General features: G+C 56.5%; 17 protein-coding genes and 1 pseudogene. 10 read left to right on the top strand and 8 right to left on the bottom strand.

Going from position 1 to position 17,202, the window contains the following annotated elements; all coding sequences use genetic code 11:
- Positions 1 to 18 precede the first annotated feature (18 nt).
- A pseudogene (locus tag ABLN87_RS09645) lies at positions 19 to 141 on the top strand (IS6 family transposase); the annotation flags it as partial.
- Between the two features lie 118 nt (positions 142 to 259).
- Here ABLN87_RS09645 and ABLN87_RS09640 read toward each other — a convergent pair.
- Both ABLN87_RS09640 and ABLN87_RS09635 read right to left on the bottom strand, forming a co-directional pair.
- Positions 260 to 1,498, bottom strand: a complete 1,239-nt coding sequence (locus ABLN87_RS09640) for an L-rhamnose isomerase (protein ID WP_353009500.1) — start codon at positions 1,496 to 1,498, stop codon at positions 260 to 262.
- Between the two features lie 12 nt (positions 1,499 to 1,510).
- Positions 1,511 to 3,613, bottom strand: coding sequence for a bifunctional rhamnulose-1-phosphate aldolase/short-chain dehydrogenase (locus tag ABLN87_RS09635; RefSeq protein ID WP_353009498.1), 2,103 nt, complete (start codon positions 3,611 to 3,613; stop codon positions 1,511 to 1,513).
- A 185-nt stretch (positions 3,614 to 3,798) separates the two neighbouring features.
- Between ABLN87_RS09635 and ABLN87_RS09630 the strand changes: the two genes are divergently transcribed.
- From ABLN87_RS09630 to ABLN87_RS09600, 7 genes are all read left to right on the top strand, one after another.
- The gene (locus ABLN87_RS09630; RefSeq protein WP_353009496.1) at positions 3,799 to 4,599 is read left to right on the top strand and encodes a DeoR/GlpR family DNA-binding transcription regulator; all 801 of its coding nucleotides are present in this window, start codon (positions 3,799 to 3,801) and stop codon (positions 4,597 to 4,599) included.
- A gap of 38 nt (positions 4,600 to 4,637) precedes the next feature.
- Positions 4,638 to 5,636, top strand: coding sequence for a rhamnose ABC transporter substrate-binding protein (rhaS, locus tag ABLN87_RS09625; protein WP_353009494.1), 999 nt, complete (start codon positions 4,638 to 4,640; stop codon positions 5,634 to 5,636).
- Between the two features lie 68 nt (positions 5,637 to 5,704).
- Positions 5,705 to 7,237, top strand: coding sequence for a sugar ABC transporter ATP-binding protein (locus tag ABLN87_RS09620; protein ID WP_353009492.1), 1,533 nt, complete (start codon positions 5,705 to 5,707; stop codon positions 7,235 to 7,237).
- An 11-nt stretch (positions 7,238 to 7,248) separates the two neighbouring features.
- Entirely contained in the window at positions 7,249 to 8,232 is a 984-nt protein-coding gene (locus tag ABLN87_RS09615) for an ABC transporter permease (RefSeq protein ID WP_353009489.1), read from the top strand.
- Positions 8,229 to 9,212, top strand: coding sequence for an ABC transporter permease (locus tag ABLN87_RS09610; protein WP_353009487.1), 984 nt, complete (start codon positions 8,229 to 8,231; stop codon positions 9,210 to 9,212). Before ABLN87_RS09615 ends, ABLN87_RS09610 begins: the two co-directional genes overlap by 4 nt.
- Positions 9,212 to 9,526, top strand: coding sequence for an L-rhamnose mutarotase (gene rhaM, locus ABLN87_RS09605; protein ID WP_353009486.1), 315 nt, complete (start codon positions 9,212 to 9,214; stop codon positions 9,524 to 9,526). Before ABLN87_RS09610 ends, rhaM begins: the two co-directional genes overlap by 1 nt.
- Positions 9,523 to 10,905: an FGGY-family carbohydrate kinase gene (locus ABLN87_RS09600; protein WP_353009484.1), complete on the top strand. Its 1,383-nt coding sequence runs from the start codon at positions 9,523 to 9,525 to the stop codon at positions 10,903 to 10,905. The genes rhaM and ABLN87_RS09600 overlap by 4 nt, the downstream gene beginning before the upstream one ends.
- A 204-nt stretch (positions 10,906 to 11,109) precedes the next feature.
- Here ABLN87_RS09600 and ABLN87_RS09595 read toward each other — a convergent pair whose 3' ends face one another.
- Complete coding sequence (locus ABLN87_RS09595) at positions 11,110 to 11,982, bottom strand: LysR substrate-binding domain-containing protein (protein ID WP_353009481.1); 873 nt, start codon at positions 11,980 to 11,982, stop codon at positions 11,110 to 11,112.
- A 103-nt stretch (positions 11,983 to 12,085) separates the two neighbouring features.
- On the opposite strand from ABLN87_RS09595, the gene ABLN87_RS09590 reads away from it, so the two are divergent.
- Together ABLN87_RS09590 and ABLN87_RS09585 are read left to right on the top strand one after the other, a co-directional pair.
- Positions 12,086 to 13,651 (top strand): trimethylamine methyltransferase family protein, encoded by a 1,566-nt coding sequence (locus ABLN87_RS09590; protein ID WP_353009479.1) that lies wholly within the window; start codon positions 12,086 to 12,088, stop codon positions 13,649 to 13,651.
- 12 nt (positions 13,652 to 13,663) lie between these two features.
- Positions 13,664 to 13,822 carry a hypothetical protein gene (locus ABLN87_RS09585; RefSeq protein ID WP_353009477.1) on the top strand — a complete coding sequence of 53 codons (159 nt, stop codon included), beginning with the start codon at positions 13,664 to 13,666 and terminating at the stop codon, positions 13,820 to 13,822.
- Positions 13,823 to 14,069: 247 nt separating this feature from the next.
- Here the strand turns inward: ABLN87_RS09585 and ABLN87_RS09580 are convergent, their stop codons facing one another.
- The 5 genes from ABLN87_RS09580 to ABLN87_RS09560 form a co-directional block, all read right to left on the bottom strand.
- Positions 14,070 to 14,729 carry a DUF2461 domain-containing protein gene (locus tag ABLN87_RS09580; RefSeq protein WP_353009476.1) on the bottom strand — a complete coding sequence of 220 codons (660 nt, stop codon included), beginning with the start codon at positions 14,727 to 14,729 and terminating at the stop codon, positions 14,070 to 14,072.
- 12 nt (positions 14,730 to 14,741) lie between these two features.
- Positions 14,742 to 15,086 (bottom strand): TfoX/Sxy family protein, encoded by a 345-nt coding sequence (locus ABLN87_RS09575; protein ID WP_353009474.1) that lies wholly within the window; start codon positions 15,084 to 15,086, stop codon positions 14,742 to 14,744.
- The gene (locus ABLN87_RS09570; protein ID WP_353009471.1) at positions 15,086 to 15,484 is read right to left on the bottom strand and encodes an MAPEG family protein; all 399 of its coding nucleotides are present in this window, start codon (positions 15,482 to 15,484) and stop codon (positions 15,086 to 15,088) included. The genes ABLN87_RS09575 and ABLN87_RS09570 overlap by 1 nt, the downstream gene beginning before the upstream one ends.
- Positions 15,485 to 15,508: 24 nt before the next feature.
- Positions 15,509 to 15,895, bottom strand: coding sequence for a VOC family protein (locus ABLN87_RS09565; RefSeq protein WP_353009470.1), 387 nt, complete (start codon positions 15,893 to 15,895; stop codon positions 15,509 to 15,511).
- A 68-nt stretch (positions 15,896 to 15,963) separates the two neighbouring features.
- Complete coding sequence (locus ABLN87_RS09560; RefSeq protein WP_353009469.1) at positions 15,964 to 17,199, bottom strand: RNA polymerase sigma factor; 1,236 nt, start codon at positions 17,197 to 17,199, stop codon at positions 15,964 to 15,966.
- Between the last annotated feature and the right edge of the window lie 3 nt (positions 17,200 to 17,202).

Here is a 17,202-nt window from a genome sequence, read left to right as displayed (position 1 = left end):
ACGTGACAGGAACCGGCCGTGACGATCTCATTCAGAGGCGCCCATTTTCCAAAGAACGTGATCTTGCACCCTATCTTCTAGCGGGATCTGGAAGAAATTATGGCGGAGCGTCGTGTCGACATGGATCGCGCGGTGCTAAATCTCTGAGTACGGACCTTCTCGTAGCGGCCTGTCGAACCAGCCGCTCAGTGCAAGCGCAAAATAATAGGGTGGCTGAAGTTACATGATGCGAACAAAGCCACCTATAAGCTTAGATGATTTATCCGCGTCCGCTCACGCTCGCCTGATAGGCGTCCAGCGAGCCTGAAAGAGCAAGGCCCCAAGGCACGTCATGCCTTTCGCAGAACTCCTGCCAGACTACCCCATAGGGCAGGTCTTTAAGCTCTTCGGTGAAAATGAGACGCTTTGTGAAGTCCAGCGTAGCTTCTGCGCTTTTAAGTTCTGTTAGCGGCATAAGCAGAGATCGCAAGAGTGCCTTTTGCATGTTCCGTGTCCCGATCACCCAAGCGGCCGTTCTGCTGATCGTAGCATCAAAGAAATCCAGCCCGATGCGTGTCCTGTCAAGCAGGTCGGCGAACACGAGCTCGTTCGCCATCGCCTGAATGTCGTCATTCAGCAGGATCACGTGATCGCTGTCCCAACGCATGGGGCGTGAGACGTGGAGGAGGATTTCGTCAAGCGAGAGCGCCACGGAACTCAGTTTGTCGGCGATGCTCTCGGTGGGATGGAAATGCCCCATGTCGAGGCACAGAAGCGTTCCCTTGCGGATCGCGTAACCCATGTAGAACTCGTGGCTGCCAACGGTGCAGGCCTCGACACCGATACCAAAAAGCTTGCTCTCGACCGCATCGACCATCTGAGCCGGGTCCTGGGTTTCGGCACGCATGGCATCAAGCGAGGCCTCAAGCCGTGCGCGTGCCGCCATGCGGTCCACTGGTGTATCTTTGTAACCGTCTGGCACCCAGATGTTGTTGACGGCTGACGAACCAAGCTTTTCACCAATCTTTGCTGCGATGTCGCGCGTACGGCGGCCGTGTTCGATCCAGAAATCGCGGATGCCCTTGTCAGGGTGGCTGAGGGTCAGATTGTCGTCGGCCTTCGCATGCGCAAAAAAAGTCGGATTGAAATCGATGCCAATCGCCTGATCCTTGGCCCAATCGATCCATGGTGCGAAGTGATGGTATTCGATTTCGTCCCGATCGGGCGTCTCGTCTGTGTCGAGGTAAATAGCGTGCAGGTTGAGCCTGTGTGTGCCGGGGATCTGACGATAGGCGAATTCAAGGTCAGCACGGAGTTCATCCGGTGTTCGAGCGCGGCCCGGATGGTTGCCGGTCGCTTGAATGCCACCGCCCGAAGTGCCGCTTCGTTTTTCAAAGCCCATCACGTCGTCACCTTGCCAGCAGTGCATCGAGATTGGAATCGTAGCAAGTCGATCGAGGGCTGCCTCGGTATCAACGCCCCATTCTGCAAAAACCGCCTTCGCGCTGTCGTAGGTCATGGGCTTCCTCTCTTAACGGGTGAAGGCCTGAACGTTACCCGCGTCTACATTGACTATGTTACCAGTCGATTTTGCAGACTTGTCAGAGGCAAAGAAATAGGCGGCCTCAGCGATGTCCTCCGGCAAAACCGAGCGCTTTAGCATCGAACGTTGGCGATACATTTCTTCAAGGCCGTCTTTGTCGGTTCCATAGGTCGATGCGCGTTGGTCGAGCCACTCGCCCTCCCAGATGCGAGACCCACGAAGGACCGCATCAGGGTTTACGACGTTGACGCGTATGCCTGCCTCCGCCCCCTCTAGCGCTAGGCATCGGGCGAGGTGAAGTTCGGATGCCTTGGCCGTACAGTAGGCCGAGGCGTTGGGGCTGGCTGCAAGTCCGTTCTTTGAGCCGACGAAGACGATCGAACCTCCAATGCCTTGGGTGCGCAGGATCTTGAACGCTTCGCGACTGACGAGGAAGTAGCCAGTGGACAAAACATCCATATTCTTATTCCACAGCGCGAGCGTAGTTTCCTCGACTGGCGCCGACGAGGCGATACCCGCGTTTGAAACAAGAATATCGATGCCGCCAAACTCAACGGCTGTCTCAGCGAAGGCGGCAAAGACGCCATTCTCATCGGTTACGTCCATCCTGACGCTGTGAACAACATCATCCGAATAACGGGATTTCAGGTTGTCCGCGACGGCTCCAAGAACGTCCGCATCAATGTCGGCCAGCACTACGCACGCGCCTTCTGAAAGGTACCTTTCAGCCGTTGCCGCGCCAATTCCGCCAGCGCCACCAGTGACAAGTGCGATGCGCCCGGCAAGCGATTTTGGTTTGGGCATACGCTGAAGTTTGGCCTCTTCCAGAAGCCAGTATTCGATGTCGAAGGCCTCCTGTTCAGGCAGGCCAACATATTCGCTGACAGAAGAAGCACCACGCATCACGTTGATAGCATTGATATAGAACTCGCCCGAAATGCGCGCGGTGGCTTTGTCCTTGGCAAATGTGATCATGCCGACGCCGGGGATAAGATAAACAACGGCGTTTGGGTCTCGGATCGCAGGACTATCGTCGTGTTTACAGCGCTCATAGTAGGCGGCGTAGTCTTCGCGATATGCAGAAACCTGTCCGGGCAGCCCTTCCAACACGGCATCGATATTGTTCTTGGCCGGATCGAAATCCACGACCAGCGGTCGGATTTTTGTCCTTAAGAAGTGGTCCGGGCAAGACGTACCAAGTGCTGCGAGGGGACGAATGTGCTTTGCGTTGACGAATTCGAGGACGGCGTCGCTATCATCGAAATGGCCGACCATGTGCTGTTTGCCTGAAACCATCCCACGGATCGCTGGCATAAGACGCGCGACAACGGCGCGACGATTGGCTGGAGAAAGGCTTTCGTGAACAGCTCCGCCAAAAGCCGCGACATCAGCTGTCTTCGCCTCGAACCAGTCCATTGCTTTCTGAATGATCGCAAGCGAAAGCTCATAGCATTCCTTGGCGTCGTCCGCCCAAGTGAAGAGCCCGTGTGACTCAAGAACGACGCCCTTGGCCTCTGGGTTTCTTTTGCAGAAATCCTCAAGCCATAAGCCCAGTTCAAAGCCCGGGCGCTTCCACGGAAGCCAGCCAATCTCGCCGCCGAAAATTTCATGCGTTAGCTCTTTCGAGTTCTTTGAAGCCGCGATCGCGATGATGGCGTCCGGGTGGAGGTGGTCGACATGTTTCTTCTTGACATAGGCATGGAGCGGGGTGTCGATGGAGGCCGCGCGTGGGTTTAGTTTGAACGTGCAATGTGGGAGATAGCCGACCATCTCGTCCTCAAACTCAACGCCGCGGTAAAGACCCTTTAAGGCAAGCAGCTTTTCCATGTAGAGCGTCGCGAACCCGTCCATTTTGATAGAACCAATATCGCCGCCCGAGCCTTTGACCCAAAGGACTTCGACATCCTCGCCTGTCAATGGATCGCGCTCCATTGCCTTGGCTGACGTATTGCCGCCGCCGTAGTTGGTGATGCGTTTGTCCGATCCAAGAAGATTGGAGCGATAAAGAAGCTTCTCCGACTCGCTCATCTTTGCTGCAGCACTGTCTTCCCAGAGATTCTCAAGGGGTTGTTTTTCAACGGTCTTCAACATCTGACCCTCCGGCTGCGTCCAAATTCAGGATGTGCGTTGCAAGCGAGGGTGCGGAGGTTGTGTCATTTTGTCAATCAAAAACGATCATAATCAATCATTCTGCATTGCAGCATGATTGATTATGAGTGAAAATGATTGACAGGTTATGCGAATCTGGACATCGTGCTGGGCCAAGGGAGGCACAATTGCACGAAACTGAGCGTCATACTGTAATCTTGTCGGCGGTTCAGGACCGCCCATTCGCCAGCGTCACCGATCTTTGTGGGCTGACCGGTGCCTCTGAAGCCACCATTCGACGGGACATTGCTACGCTTCACATGGAGAAAAAGCTCCGCCGTGTTCGTGGAGGTGCCGAAGCGATCGCACCACCTCAATTCGTCGGACTTGCGGGACGGACGTTTGCCGTAAACGAAGCTATTCGCATTGATGAAAAGCAGTCCATTGCTCAGGCCGCAGCCGAGCTGTGCGAAGATGGCGATCCGATCATTATTAACGGGGGCACCACGACGTTCCAGATGGTGCATCCGCTAGCCAACCGACGCATGCAGGTCTTTACCAATTCGTTTCCGATTGCAGAGCACCTGCTGAAGCATTCCAAGAACACAGTCATGCTGCCCGGTGGGGCGATATACCGTGAACAGAACATCATCCTGTCTCCGTTCGAAAATGATGTCTCGCGCAATTTCTACGCGCGCCGCATGTTCATGGGGGCTCAGGGCATTGGCCCTCTTGGTTTGATGGAGGGCGATCCCCTGCTCATCCAAGCCGAGGAAAAGCTCATGGGTCAGGCGGACGAGTTGGTCGTTTTGGTCGATAGCAGCAAATTCGAGTCGCGCTCCAGCCTCGTGCTTTGCCCGCTGGATCGTATCGACGTCGTTATTACAGATGCGGGTATCTCCGACCGGGCTGCGGCGATGCTGGAGGCTGCCGAAATCAAACTGATCGTGGCGGAAAGGAACGCCGCGGCTGAAACCGGTTCGACCTAAGCGAACCATTCACAATCGCTCGACAGGGAGGATTAACCATGAGCATGACCAGAAGACTCTTCGGTGGCACAGCAATCGCGGCCACCATGCTGGCGGGAAGTGCTGTGCACGCACAAGATGACATGCGCATCGCGCTTGTTGTAAAGGCGCTGGGTATCGGCTTTTTTGAAGCGGCTGCGGAAGGTGCTGAGGAGGCAGCGGCAGAGCTCGGTAATGTCGAGGTCATCTATACCGGTCCGACCGACACCACTGCGGAGGGCCAGATTGAAGTCATAAACTCTCTGATCGCCCAAGGCGTCGACGCCATCGCGATCTCTGCCAACGACCCGGACGCCGTATCTCCTGCGCTCCAACGTGCGATGCAGCGTGGCATCACGGTCATATCGTGGGATTCAGGCGTCAACGAAGAGGGTCGGATGATGCATCTGAACCCGTCCTCGACCCCGCTGATCGGCAACACAATCATCAAACTCGCGGCTGACCACATGCCAGATGGCGGCCAGGTGGCCATCTTGTCGGCATCGGCTACGGCCACAAACCAGAACGCATGGATTGCTGCTGCAGAAGAGGTCCTGCCGAACTACGACGGCATTGAATTGGTCGCAACGGTCTACGGCGATGATCTCTCGGACAAGTCTTATCGCGAAGCACAAGGCCTGATGGCATCCTACCCGGACCTCAAGGCCATCATCGCGCCGACAACCGTTGGCATTCTTGCGTCTTGTCAGGCCGTGTCTGATGCGGGCAAGATCGGTGAGATAAACGTTACCGGCTTGGGGCTACCATCCGAGATGGCAGGCTGCGTCGAATCCGGCGCCACAGAAAGCTTCGCAATCTGGAACCCGATCGACCTTGGCTACTCGGCGACGATGATTGCGCACGCCTTGGCCTCAGGTGCTGCAGCGGCCGAGCCAGGTGCAGAGATTCCAACGGGGCGCATGGGCTCGGTGACTCTGGATGACACGAACTCTGCCGCAATGTCAGACCCGTTCACTTACGACGCGTCGAATATTGATCAGTTCAAAGACATATTCTGATCCCTCAAACAGATCGGCGCAGCGGTATAGTTGCGCCGGCACTACTCCGATATGGCTAGCCGAACCTGATGTTAATGGAAGCAGATCCCGAGCCCACGCTCACCAGGGCTGAAACCAACGTACCGGTTCTTTCGCTGAACGGGGTAACTAAGACGTTTCCGGGCGTTACGGCTTTGTCTGAGGTTTCGCTTGAGCTCTTCCCCGGCAGGGTCACGGCACTAGTCGGAGAGAATGGCGCTGGAAAATCGACTGTCGTCAAAATTATGACCGGCATCTATCAACCGGATGGTGGCCAGATAGAGATCGATGGTTCGCCCGTTCGGTTCCCAACCGCTCAGGACGCTGGCAACGCTGGTGTCACCGCGATCCACCAAGAGACAGTTCTATTCGACGAATTGTCGGTGGCAGAAAATGTGTTTCTGGGCCACGCACCACGCGGGCGTTTCGGCCTGATCGATACGGCTGCGATGATGGACAAGGCTCGAGAAATCCTGGAAGCCATTGGTGCCAACATCGATCCCAGAACGAAACTCAAAGACCTGGGGATTGCAAACAAGCATCTCGTGGCGATTGCCCGTGCGCTTTCGATCGACGCGCGCGTGGTGATAATGGACGAGCCGACCGCCGCGCTCAGCCAGAAGGAAATCGAAGAACTTTATGAACTTGTCGAAGGGTTGAAAGCGCAAGGCAAGGCTATCCTTTTCATCAGCCACAAGTTCGATGAAATTTTCCGCATTGCCGACAACTACACGGTTTTCCGAGACGGCGCGTTGGTGGGCGACGGCGCTATCGCCGATGTGCGCGAGGCAGAGCTGGTCAAGTTGATGGTTGGCCGGGACGTCAGCCAGATCTTTCCCGACCGTGAACACAATGCTGGCGATCAGATACTGGCGGTAGAAGGCTACGAACATCCGACCGAATTCGCCGATATCAATTTCACTCTGCGCCGCGGAGAAATTCTGGGCTTCTACGGCCTGGTTGGCGCGGGACGTTCAGAGTTCATGCAATCGCTATTTGGAATAACTCGCCCCTCAGCAGGTAAGGTGACAATCGACGGCGAACGCGCGGTCATCAGGTCGCCTGCCGACGCCGTTGGCAAGGGCATCGTCTACGTGCCTGAAGACCGCGGCCGACAGGGCGCAATCACTGCGCTTCCGATTTTCCAGAACGTCACCCTGCCCTCGCTTGGCCGCACCTCAAAGAACGGATTTCTGAGGCTGGCCGAAGAGTTCAAACTGGCTCGCGAATACACCGAAAGGCTCGATCTTCGCGCGGCCTCTCTGGACACTGACGTTGGCAATCTCTCGGGCGGAAACCAGCAGAAGGTGGTCATAGCCAAATGGCTCGCCACCCAACCAAAGGTTATTATTCTAGACGAGCCGACCAAGGGCATCGACATCGGCTCGAAGGCCGCAGTTCACGAATTCATGGCGGAGCTGGCTGCTCAGGGATTGGCGGTCATTATGGTCAGTTCGGAAATCCCAGAAATCCTGGGCATGTCCGACCGCGTTATCGTGATGCGCGAAGGTCGGATAGCGGCAGAACTATCAGACGACAAGATGACCCCAGAAACGCTCGTACGATACGCAGCGGGAATTTAGGAGGGACAAGCATGTCGAAGCAAATCCTCATGTCCCGCGAAGTCCTGCTGACCGGCGCAATACTTCTTCTTCTCATAATTATCTCCTCTCGGTTCCCGGCTTTCATTGCGCCATCGAATCTTGCGAACGTGTTTAATGACACTGCACCTTTGATCCTATTGGCCATCGGTCAGATGATCGTGATCCTGACGCGGTGCATCGATTTAAGTGTTGCCGCCAACCTAGCCCTCACAGGTATGGTCGTGTCCATGATCAATGTCGCTATGCCTGGGCTACCGGTACCAGCGATCATAGTCATCTCAGTTGTCTTTGGCGCGCTGCTCGGGATGGTGAATGGTGTTCTTGTCTGGAAGCTGGCGATCCCCCCAATCGTTGTCACCCTAGGGACGATGACGATATTCCGCGGCACCATCTTCCTGCTTTCCGAGGGGAAGTGGATCAACGCACATGAGTTTAGCGATCCGTTCAAGGGGTTCCCTCGAACAGTGCTTCTCGGGCTGCCACTGATGAGCTGGATCGCTATCGCCGCCGTTGTTGTTTTCTCGATCATCATGTCGCGAACCACACTTGGCCGGGCATTTTACGCCGCTGGTGGAAACCCACATGCGGCAACTTACGCCGGCATCGACGTGGGTCGCACTCAGTTCTGGGCATTCACGATATCAGGGGCGTTGGCGGGACTCACCGGTTACCTGTGGGTGTCGCGTTTTGCGGTCGCCTTCGTCGACCTCGCTGGGGGGTTTGAACTTAGTGTCGTTGCCGCCTGCGTGATTGGCGGAGTTGCCATCATGGGCGGGATCGGCACAGTCGTTGGAGCAATGCTTGGCGCGTTGTTTTTGGGCATCATCAGCAACGCATTGCCGGTCGTGAATATCTCGCCCTTCTGGCAACTGGCGATCTCCGGCAGCGCAATCATTATCGCGGTTGCTCTCAATGCGCAGGCAAACCGCGAGAAGGGCCGGATCATACTCAAACGCGCAGAGCATGCCACATGACCGACACCACACGCTTCATTCCTGATCGTCTTCAATCGCCGCTGGAGCGACGCCTAAAAAGCTGGGAGACCCTGCTTCTGGCTGTCGCCGTCGCGATCTTCATCGTGAACAGCTTTACATCGCCCTATTTCCTGAACGCGTGGAACCTGAGTGATATGACGTTCAACTTCACAGAAAAAGCGATGATCGCCTTCGCGATGGCGCTCTTGATCATAGCAGGCGAGATCGACCTTTCCGTGGCCTCAATCATTGCGCTCGCCTCCACCGCGATGGGCGCCGCCGTGCAGATCGGCGTGGGTACTGCGGGGCTTGTACTGATCGGGCTGTGTGTCGGACTGATCTGCGGGGCGTTCAACGGATTTCTTGTGACAAAAATGAGGTTACCATCCATTGTTGTGACCATCGGTACGATGAGCCTCTTTCGCGGGATCAGCTACATCGTTCTCGGGGATCAGGCCTATCGCGGTTATCCGCCGGATTTCTCTTTCTTCGGACAGGGCTACGTGTTCTGGGTGATTTCTTTCGAATGCGTGCTGTTCGCGATTATCGCACTGATCTACTTTGTACTTCTGCACAAGACGAACTTTGGACGGGCGGTTTATGCCATCGGGAACAATCCGATCGGTGCTGAGTTCTCGGGCATTCGCGCCGCTCGTATAAAATTCATCCTGTTCCTCCTGACTGGGCTCATGTCCGGCGTGGCAGCAATTTGTCTGACTTCAAGACTGGCCTCGACGCGCCCGTCTATCGCCTTCGGCTGGGAGCTCGAGATCGTCACTATGGTGGTTCTTGGCGGGGTGAGCATACTCGGAGGCTCGGGCTCGATCCCCGGTGTTGTGATCGCGGCATTCGTTATGGGCCTCGTTACCTTCGGGCTCGGTCTTCTCAACGTGCCGGGCATCGTAATGTCCATCGTTATCGGCCTTCTGCTGATCGGGGTCATTGCACTACCGCGCCTTTGGGAAAAATGGAGGGCGTGATGGAAAAGTATGCGTTCAAGATGCGCCTCAATCCCGGTATGAAAGACGAATACAAGAAACGGCATGACGAGATATGGCCCGAACTTGTGACACTTCTGAAGGAGGCAGGTGTAACGGACTATTCCATCCACCTCGACGAGCAGACGAATATCCTGTTCGGCGTTCTCTGGCGTCGGGATGACCACGGTATGGACGATCTTCCATCCCATGAGGTCATGAAGCAGTGGTGGGCGCATATGGCAGATATCATGGAAACCCACGACAATAACGAGCCCGTTGCCGTGCCTCTAACCACCGTGTTCCATATGCCATGACCAGTGGGAACATCGCCGTCATCGATATCGGCAAGACGAATGCCAAGCTGGCGCTGGTACGGCGTTCCGACCAGTCCGAGATCTCGGTAATCACGCGGCCAAATGCGGCCCTGCCCGGCCCACCCTATCCGCATTTCGATGTTGAAGGGCATTGGCAGTTCATTTTGGACGGGCTCGCATCCTTCCATACCGAGCACGGTGTCGCAGCAATCACGATCACAACGCACGGCGCAGCAGGCGCTCTCATTGCCAAGGATGGATCGCTGGCAGCCCCTATCCTTGACTATGAACACACAGGTCCAGACGATCTTGCGGGCGAGTACAATGCGATCCGTCCGCCATTTGCCGAAACTGGGTCACCCCGATTATCGATGGGTTTGAATCTCGGTGCGCAACTTCATTGGCAGTTTATGAATGACCCGTCGCTCCGAGAACGGGTTTTCCATATCGTGACCTACCCGCAATTCTGGGCGCATCGCTTGTCGGGCGTCCTCGCTACAGACGTGACATCTCTGGGGTGCCACACGGATCTTTGGAACCCGTTTCAGCATCAGTTTTCTTCCTTGCCTCAAACGCTTGGGATCGCTGAAAAGATCGCACCGCCTCGCAAGCCCGGTGACGTTCTTGGGACCATCACATCAGAGGTCGCCCGGCGAACGGGGTTATGTGTGGAGACGCCCGTTTTCTGCGGCATCCACGATTCCAATGCCTCGCTATTGTCGCATCTGGTCACCCGCAAGCCTCCCTTCAGCGTGGTGTCGACCGGCACCTGGGTGATCGCGATGGCCGTCGGTGGTAATCCCGTCACGCTCGATCCTGCGCTTGATACGCTGGTCAACGTCAACGCCTTTGGCGATGCGGTGCCATCAGCACGTTTTATGGGGGGGCGAGAACACGATCTTGCCCTTGGTGGACCGGCTGTTCAGGCTAAGGCGTCTGATATGCTTGAGGTGTTGAGCAACTGCAGCATGCTTTTGCCTGCTGTAGTATCAGAGACAGGGCCGTTCGCCGGACACCAAACGCATTGGGTCGGTGGGGAACCGCCGAAAGGGTCGGGCCAACGGAGTGCTGCAGTCGGGTTTTACCTTGCATTGGTGACGTCTCATTGTCTTGATTTAATTGGCCATAGAGGCCCTGTGATCATTGAAGGACCGTTCGCACGGAATGCAGCGTATCTTAAGATGCTCGGAGTGGCAGCCTCCTCTCCTGTTGTCCCAACAGAAAGCTCGACGGGAACGAGTCAGGGAGCAGCTCTGCTTGTGGCGCCCAATGAAGCTCAACAACACCAGATACCTGCGCTTACAGTCGCTGACAAACAGTTGAACGATGCGTTTTTGCGTTATGCCACCGAGTGGAATAGTAGCTTAATCAAAGATTGATGGGACGGCGTCCGCAGGTGCGCGACCAACCTTGGGGACAACGCAGCACTGACCGTACGAAAAGTCACTTTGTCCACATGACAGGCCGTAGCGGACAAGCTCATCGCCATCATGATATGCCCAGTGGTCGTCTTCCCGGTTTCCCAAAATAAATATTATACAGCATATAATAAAAGCCCAAGAACTGCTCAGGGGAGAGTTTTGTCAGGCTTCGCCCAGAAGCCAGTCTGAGAAAAACTGCACCGCCTCGCTCGAAGCGGCGCTGTGGGGTCGAACCAAAAAATACCCGTAGTCTGGCAATTCGATCCTGGACAAACGAAACAACCGTCCGGTCTTCACATCGCTTTGAACCAGATCATCCATCAAAGCAATCCCTTGTCCATCGATCACCGCCTGCACTCGGACATTCGGGTCAGGGACAATCAGCACATCTCGCCTCGCTTGCGGGGGAAGCCCTGAGGCATTCAGCCAATCGGACCAGGCGCTGCTGTCGTCACGATCTCTGAGCAAGGTCATATGCGAAATCGCCTGTTCCATCCCCAATCGGTTCACCAGTTCGGCCGCCGCCCGATTGCCAACCGGATATGGTGGCATGGGCATGAAAGGTGTCACGGCGCCGTCTTCCCAAGTCCCGTTGCCCCATCTGATTGTTAGATCCACCGCTTGCAGTTCATGCGTCGAAAACTCGATCATCGGTTGGATGCGAAGCTGCACGTCCGGGTGGTCTTGCATGAACGACATTAGGCGTGGCGAGAGCCAACGCGCGGCGAAATAGGTCGAGACGCCGACGGTCAGAGAGCGGGCCGATATTCCCTTCAACGCCTGAATGTCGGTTTCGATCTCTTCGTATCGTGTCTGGCAGATTGCGCGGAGCTTTAGACCATCGCCGGTGAGCGTGGCGCCCCGTGAAGTGCGCTGGAACAGGGCCATCCCCAAATCGGCCTCAAGCGTCTTGATTTGATAACTGATGGCGCCCTTGGTCATATTGAGCGCCACTGCGGCTGTCGAAAAGCTGGAATAGCGGGCAATTTCGGCAAATAGCCTGAGCAGGTCATGGTGATGAAAGCGGGCTGGCATAAGCTATCGTACAAATTTTTTAAACGCAGCGAAGAGAAAAATTCGATTTTCAGGCTTATTTTCATGCCCTCATTCTGAACCAGGCTTTTGAAACGACAAAGTAGTGTTGGATACCTTGAACGCGACAGCAGATACATCAACATTGGCGGGGCATCAGGGTCGCGTGCGTCGGGGCCGTTTGGCCCGTCACAACGTACCATCCGAAGCAGTGCCTTTCACGGGCCGCAAAATACCTGCCTACAATCTGCTGAGCGACACGGCGTTGGCCAGGATCGAGGATCAGGCCGATTGGATTCTGGAAAATATTGGCGTCGAGTTTCGGGGAGATCGAACGGCGCTGGATCACTTTGCTGAGGCTGGCGCCCGCATTGACGGTGCGTGCGTGCGGTTTGAGCCGGGTCACGTCCGCGCCCTGTGCGCAACTGCCCCGGCTGAGTTTCAGTTGCATGGCCGGGACCCGGCCAAAACCGTAACGCTTGGCGGCAACAACGTTGTGCTGATGCCGGGATATGGCTCTCCCTTTGTAAGCGATCTGGCGAAGGGACGACGGTATGCGACGCTGGAGGATTTCCGCAAGTTCGTAAAGCTGACCTACAGCGCGCCCGCCTTGCATCATTCCGGCGGTACGGTGGTCGAGCCAACGGACATACCGGTGAACAAACGGCATCTGGACATGATGTTGGCGCATCTGACCCTCTCGACCAAGCCTTTCATGGGGTCCGTGACGGCGCCCGACCGCGCGCGGGACAGTATCGAAATGGCACGCCTCGTCTTTGGCCGCGACGTCATGGATCGCCACGCTGTGATGCAGGCCAATATCAACGTCAACTCGCCGCTGATCTATGATGACACCATGTCCTCGGCCCTGCGCATTTATGCCGAGGCGGGCCAATGCGTCTGCGTCTCTCCTGCGATTTTCGCGGGTGCTATGGGGCCGCTTTCACCGGCCGCCGTGGCGGCGCAAACATTGGCCGAAGCGATGGCGGGCATCGCGCTTGCCCAATTGGTGCGGCCCGGTTGTCCGGTGGTCTTCGGGTCGTTCCACTCCAGCATGAACCTGCGGACAGGAGCCCTGACCTTTGGATCGCCCGAGGCGAACATGACCACGATGGCGCTTTCGCAACTTGGCCGAAGGCTTGGCGTGCCGGTGCGCTCTGGCGGGGGGCAGATCACCGCGTCCAACGCGCCGGACGGGCAAGCCATGCAGGACAGCACCGGCGCGATGTGGTCCACGCTGCTCTCTGGTGCGCATCAGGTCTGGCATGCAGCGGGCTGGCTCGAGGGCGGGCTTGTGATGTCGTATGAGAAATTCATCATGGACCTCGACCATTGCGGCGCGATGCTGAAACTCTTGCAAGGCTTCAATACCGATGACGAGGCCTTTGGCCGGGATGCATACTATGAGACGGGTCCGGGCGAGAATTTCCTGTCGACCAGCCACACCCTACGCCACTACACAACGGCGAATTTTGAGCCGCAGATATCTGATGCCGGGTCATTCGAAAGCTGGTCAGAAAACGGCGCACTTACCTCAGACCAACGCGCCACGCAACGGTGGCGGCAAATGTTGAACGACTACCAACAACCCGAAATGAAACCTGGCATCCAGGCAGCGCTTGAGGACTTTGTATCCGAGCGCAAGGCCCATTTGCCGGACGAATGGTACTAGAAAGGAACACCCATGACCGCAGGACTTAGTCGCACATCCGCCCTTGCCTCTCGCCACACAGCGCTCGCCGCTGGAACCACGCTCAGGGTCTCGGGGAATGATGTCGCGACAGATGCAACTGTTGTGTCCAGCCCGATATACGACCCCGGCAAAACGCGCACTCACGAATAGAATGGCATCGGCACCGGCCCATTGCGGTCGTTCGACTTTGACTATTGTCGCTGCGGTGCAACCCGTCGAAAGAGACCTTCGCTGCACCAGTGAAGCTAGAAGACGGACGCAGGTCCGAGGGGCGGGCTCCGCAGCGGTTCACTCATCCGCACCAACAAGGGTGGCCCATTCCTGCCGTTCATCCAACCAGGGCCAAGTTGCGGTGCGCTCGTCAAAGCGGCCATATGCTGCGTTCGCAACGGTGGGGTCACTTGATCCGGGAAAGCAATTGAAACACCGGCATTAGTTCAGCCAGCTTGGTTGTCGTTCGTTCCGTTAGGTCTGGTTTGTGAACAAAGTTAGAGGACATGGCATCCATCCAAACCGCAAAGCCTTTGCGCCGCAACGCTTCCTCATGGGGATGATCTTTGTCAAAACCGGGCGGGATGCGCTTCAACTCTGGGTCACCGATCCGGAAACCCTGTTTCCGCATCTCTATGGTGGTCTGGGTTAACTCTGCGCCCAGAGGACCCGCCATCGCATCGCGGAAAACGCCCAAAGCCCCTTTTTCGTACTGGAACACCCCACAACCGAGCGATAGCCTTTCTGGGGAAAGCCCAAAGAACCACATTGGCGGCTGAACCACCTGTCCTGTCGGTAGGAACGCAAGGTGCAGATGCGCGTTATAGGGTGTCTTGTCTTTGGAAAACCGGACATCGCGATGAATCCGAAAAATCTTACTGCTATGATCCTGCCCGGTCAGGTCGCGTAGCGCCAACGCCATATCTTCGGCGAACAGTTTGCTGGGTGCCTTAATGAAGGTCTCATACGTCGCCTTGTTCGCTGCAAACCAGTCCTTTGTGTTGTTGGCCTTCAGTTCTTTCAGGAAGTCTACTGCCTCGGCGGTAAAACAATCGAAATAGACCATAAAATCCTCCGCTCAGTCTTTCTTGGGCAGCGCCGCGGCGTGTTCAAGGCACAAGTGCAGCCACCGTAGCAAAGCTGTGTCATCGCAATCTGTTTCGTCCACACGGACAAAACCACCCAGCTTGCGAGTTCCGTGAATTACAGCGCAGGCCGTGGGGTCTTGCAATGCCGTGGGCTCGTTCACCTTTCCCACCCTGAACATGAACCGACCCACGCCATCCTGATGTCGGCGCGCACCACAAAGCATGTTGCCGTTCAAAAAGAAGCACGTACCACCCATCATTCGTTTTTCGGAAATGCCCACATGCGCGGCCAGAGCGTCTCGCATGCGGGCGTTGAGTGTTTCATCCACGGGCATCAGATGCCGATCCAAAGCTGCCAGAGGATTGCCAGCGCAAGCACCAGCATTGCCATAGTCGTGAGCGCCGCGCCAATCGCGCGCCCCTTACCATTCACCGAAGTGCTGAGGCTGAGATAGTGAATGAGACGGGCAAGCAGCAGCACGCCGCCGCAGGCAGCGACCAGCCAGGATGCAGTTCCCGCAATCTCAGCCCCTGCCAGCGCCAGCAGCGCAAGCGGCACGTATTCGATGAAATTTCCATGCGCCCGCATCAGCCGCAGGAGGCTTTCATCCTCACCGTGAAGCAAAGAAATTCCCGTCTTGGTGCGGCGCACACCAACGGCAATCGCCATCGGAATGCTCATCAAAACAAACACTGCCGTAACGGCCAGTGCGATCTGCGGAAACTGTTCCATGTGATGCCTCCTCTTTGATCGCGCTTAAGACGCCATGCTCTCATATGTGATGAGCGCAAACCGAGCCCCTTGCGGGTCAGTCAGAGTGGCCATGCGGCCGACCCCCGGCATATCCATCGCCGGCTGAACAACTACGGCCCCTTTGGCCTCAGCCTTGGCGACACTGGCCTCCACGTCGGCAACCGTAAAAAAGATCGTCCAACTGCCGTGATCTTCCGGCATCGGGGAAAATCCGCCAATCGCGGTTTCTCCCACGACGGCGGCGGAATAGCTTGACCCATCCTGCATGGGCATGTCGTTGATCGTCCAGCCCAGCACCTCTTGATAGAAGGCTTTGGCTTTGCCCTGGTCGGGACCGGAATGTCCGATCCAACCGGAGTTCCCGACAGTGGTCATCTCAAGAATACTCATGTGCTTCTCCCTTGGTTGCGCCCGCCACATACGGGTCTGATCCAAGGACGCACGACGCACCGCGATCCCTACACGCTGCGCAAACTTTCTTGGCTGATTGCAATTTTCTCTGCAATTGCATCACGTTCGAGAGCCGTAGGGCCAAGTGCAATAACGGTTTCAAACGCAGAAATCGCCGCGCGGTGGTCACCCGTTTCTTGCAACAAGCCACCGCGCATTGCGTGGAACCAGCGATACGCAGACAAATCCTGTTTCAGAGGCTCCATCGCCTTCAGCGCATAATGCGGGCCATGCAGCCTGGCCTGCGCTGCTATCTGGTTAAGTCGGACGACAGGCGTTGGTTGCAATGCGTAAAGGGCAGCGTAGTGACTTTCAATCGATGACCAGTCTGTGTCATCAACCGAGGCCGCATGGGCATGGGTCGCTGCGATTGCAGTCTGAATGATATAGACACCATGATGTCCTATCCGCTGGGCCTTTTGCAAAAGACCCGTCGCTTCGGCGATGTTCGCGCGATCCCAAAGACTGCGATCCTGATCGTCCAACGCGACAAGCTTGCCTCCTGGATCAATGCGCGCATGTCGCCGCGCGTGTTGAAACAGCAATAATGCCAGCAAGGCGGCCTGTTCCCCCATCGCTGGAAACAGTGCCGCAAGTAGACGTGCCAAACGGATAGCCTCTTCACACAAGGTAAGCTTGATTTGCTTTGGACCGGCCGAGGTCGACCACCCTTCATTGAACATCAAGTAAACCATCAGAGACACCTCACCCAATCGCGCACCCCGTTCTGCTGGGCTGGGTGTTTCGAAAGCAACCGGGTTGCTCGCGATCTTTTTTTTGGCTCGGGTAATCCGCTGTTCCATGGTCTTGGGCTTGATCAGAAAACCGCTCGCGATTTCGTCCACGCTCAACCCCAGGACGACCCGCAAGGCAATGGCAATCTGATCTCGACGTTCCAGTTCCGGATGGCAGCAGATGAACAGAAGCCGTAAAACATCGTCGCGCATTTCGTCCGGGTCCGGGGTTTCGGCGGGCATTGGCTGAAACTCCTCACTGTGGCGCGACAGGATTGCCGCGCGGCGCTGCGATTTGCGCAAATCATCAAGACCCGCGTTGCGCGCCGTCGTCAGTAGCCACGCCAACGGGTCGCGCGGAGCTCCGTCTTTGGGCCAAACCGTCAGAGCCTTTAGACAGGCGTCGGCAAATGCCTCTTCCGCCATATCGATATCCCGAAACAAACGGGTCAAGGCTGCAAGCGCACGCGGTCGGTGCAGAGTGAAAGTGGCCTCGAGCCAGTCCGACATGTC

The organism is Ruegeria sp. SCP10 (assembly GCF_040329495.1).
Taxonomy (GTDB): Bacteria; Pseudomonadota; Alphaproteobacteria; order Rhodobacterales; family Rhodobacteraceae; genus Ruegeria.
Note: the sequence above shows the minus strand (reverse complement) of the source record. Positions and strands in the feature narration are given on the sequence as shown.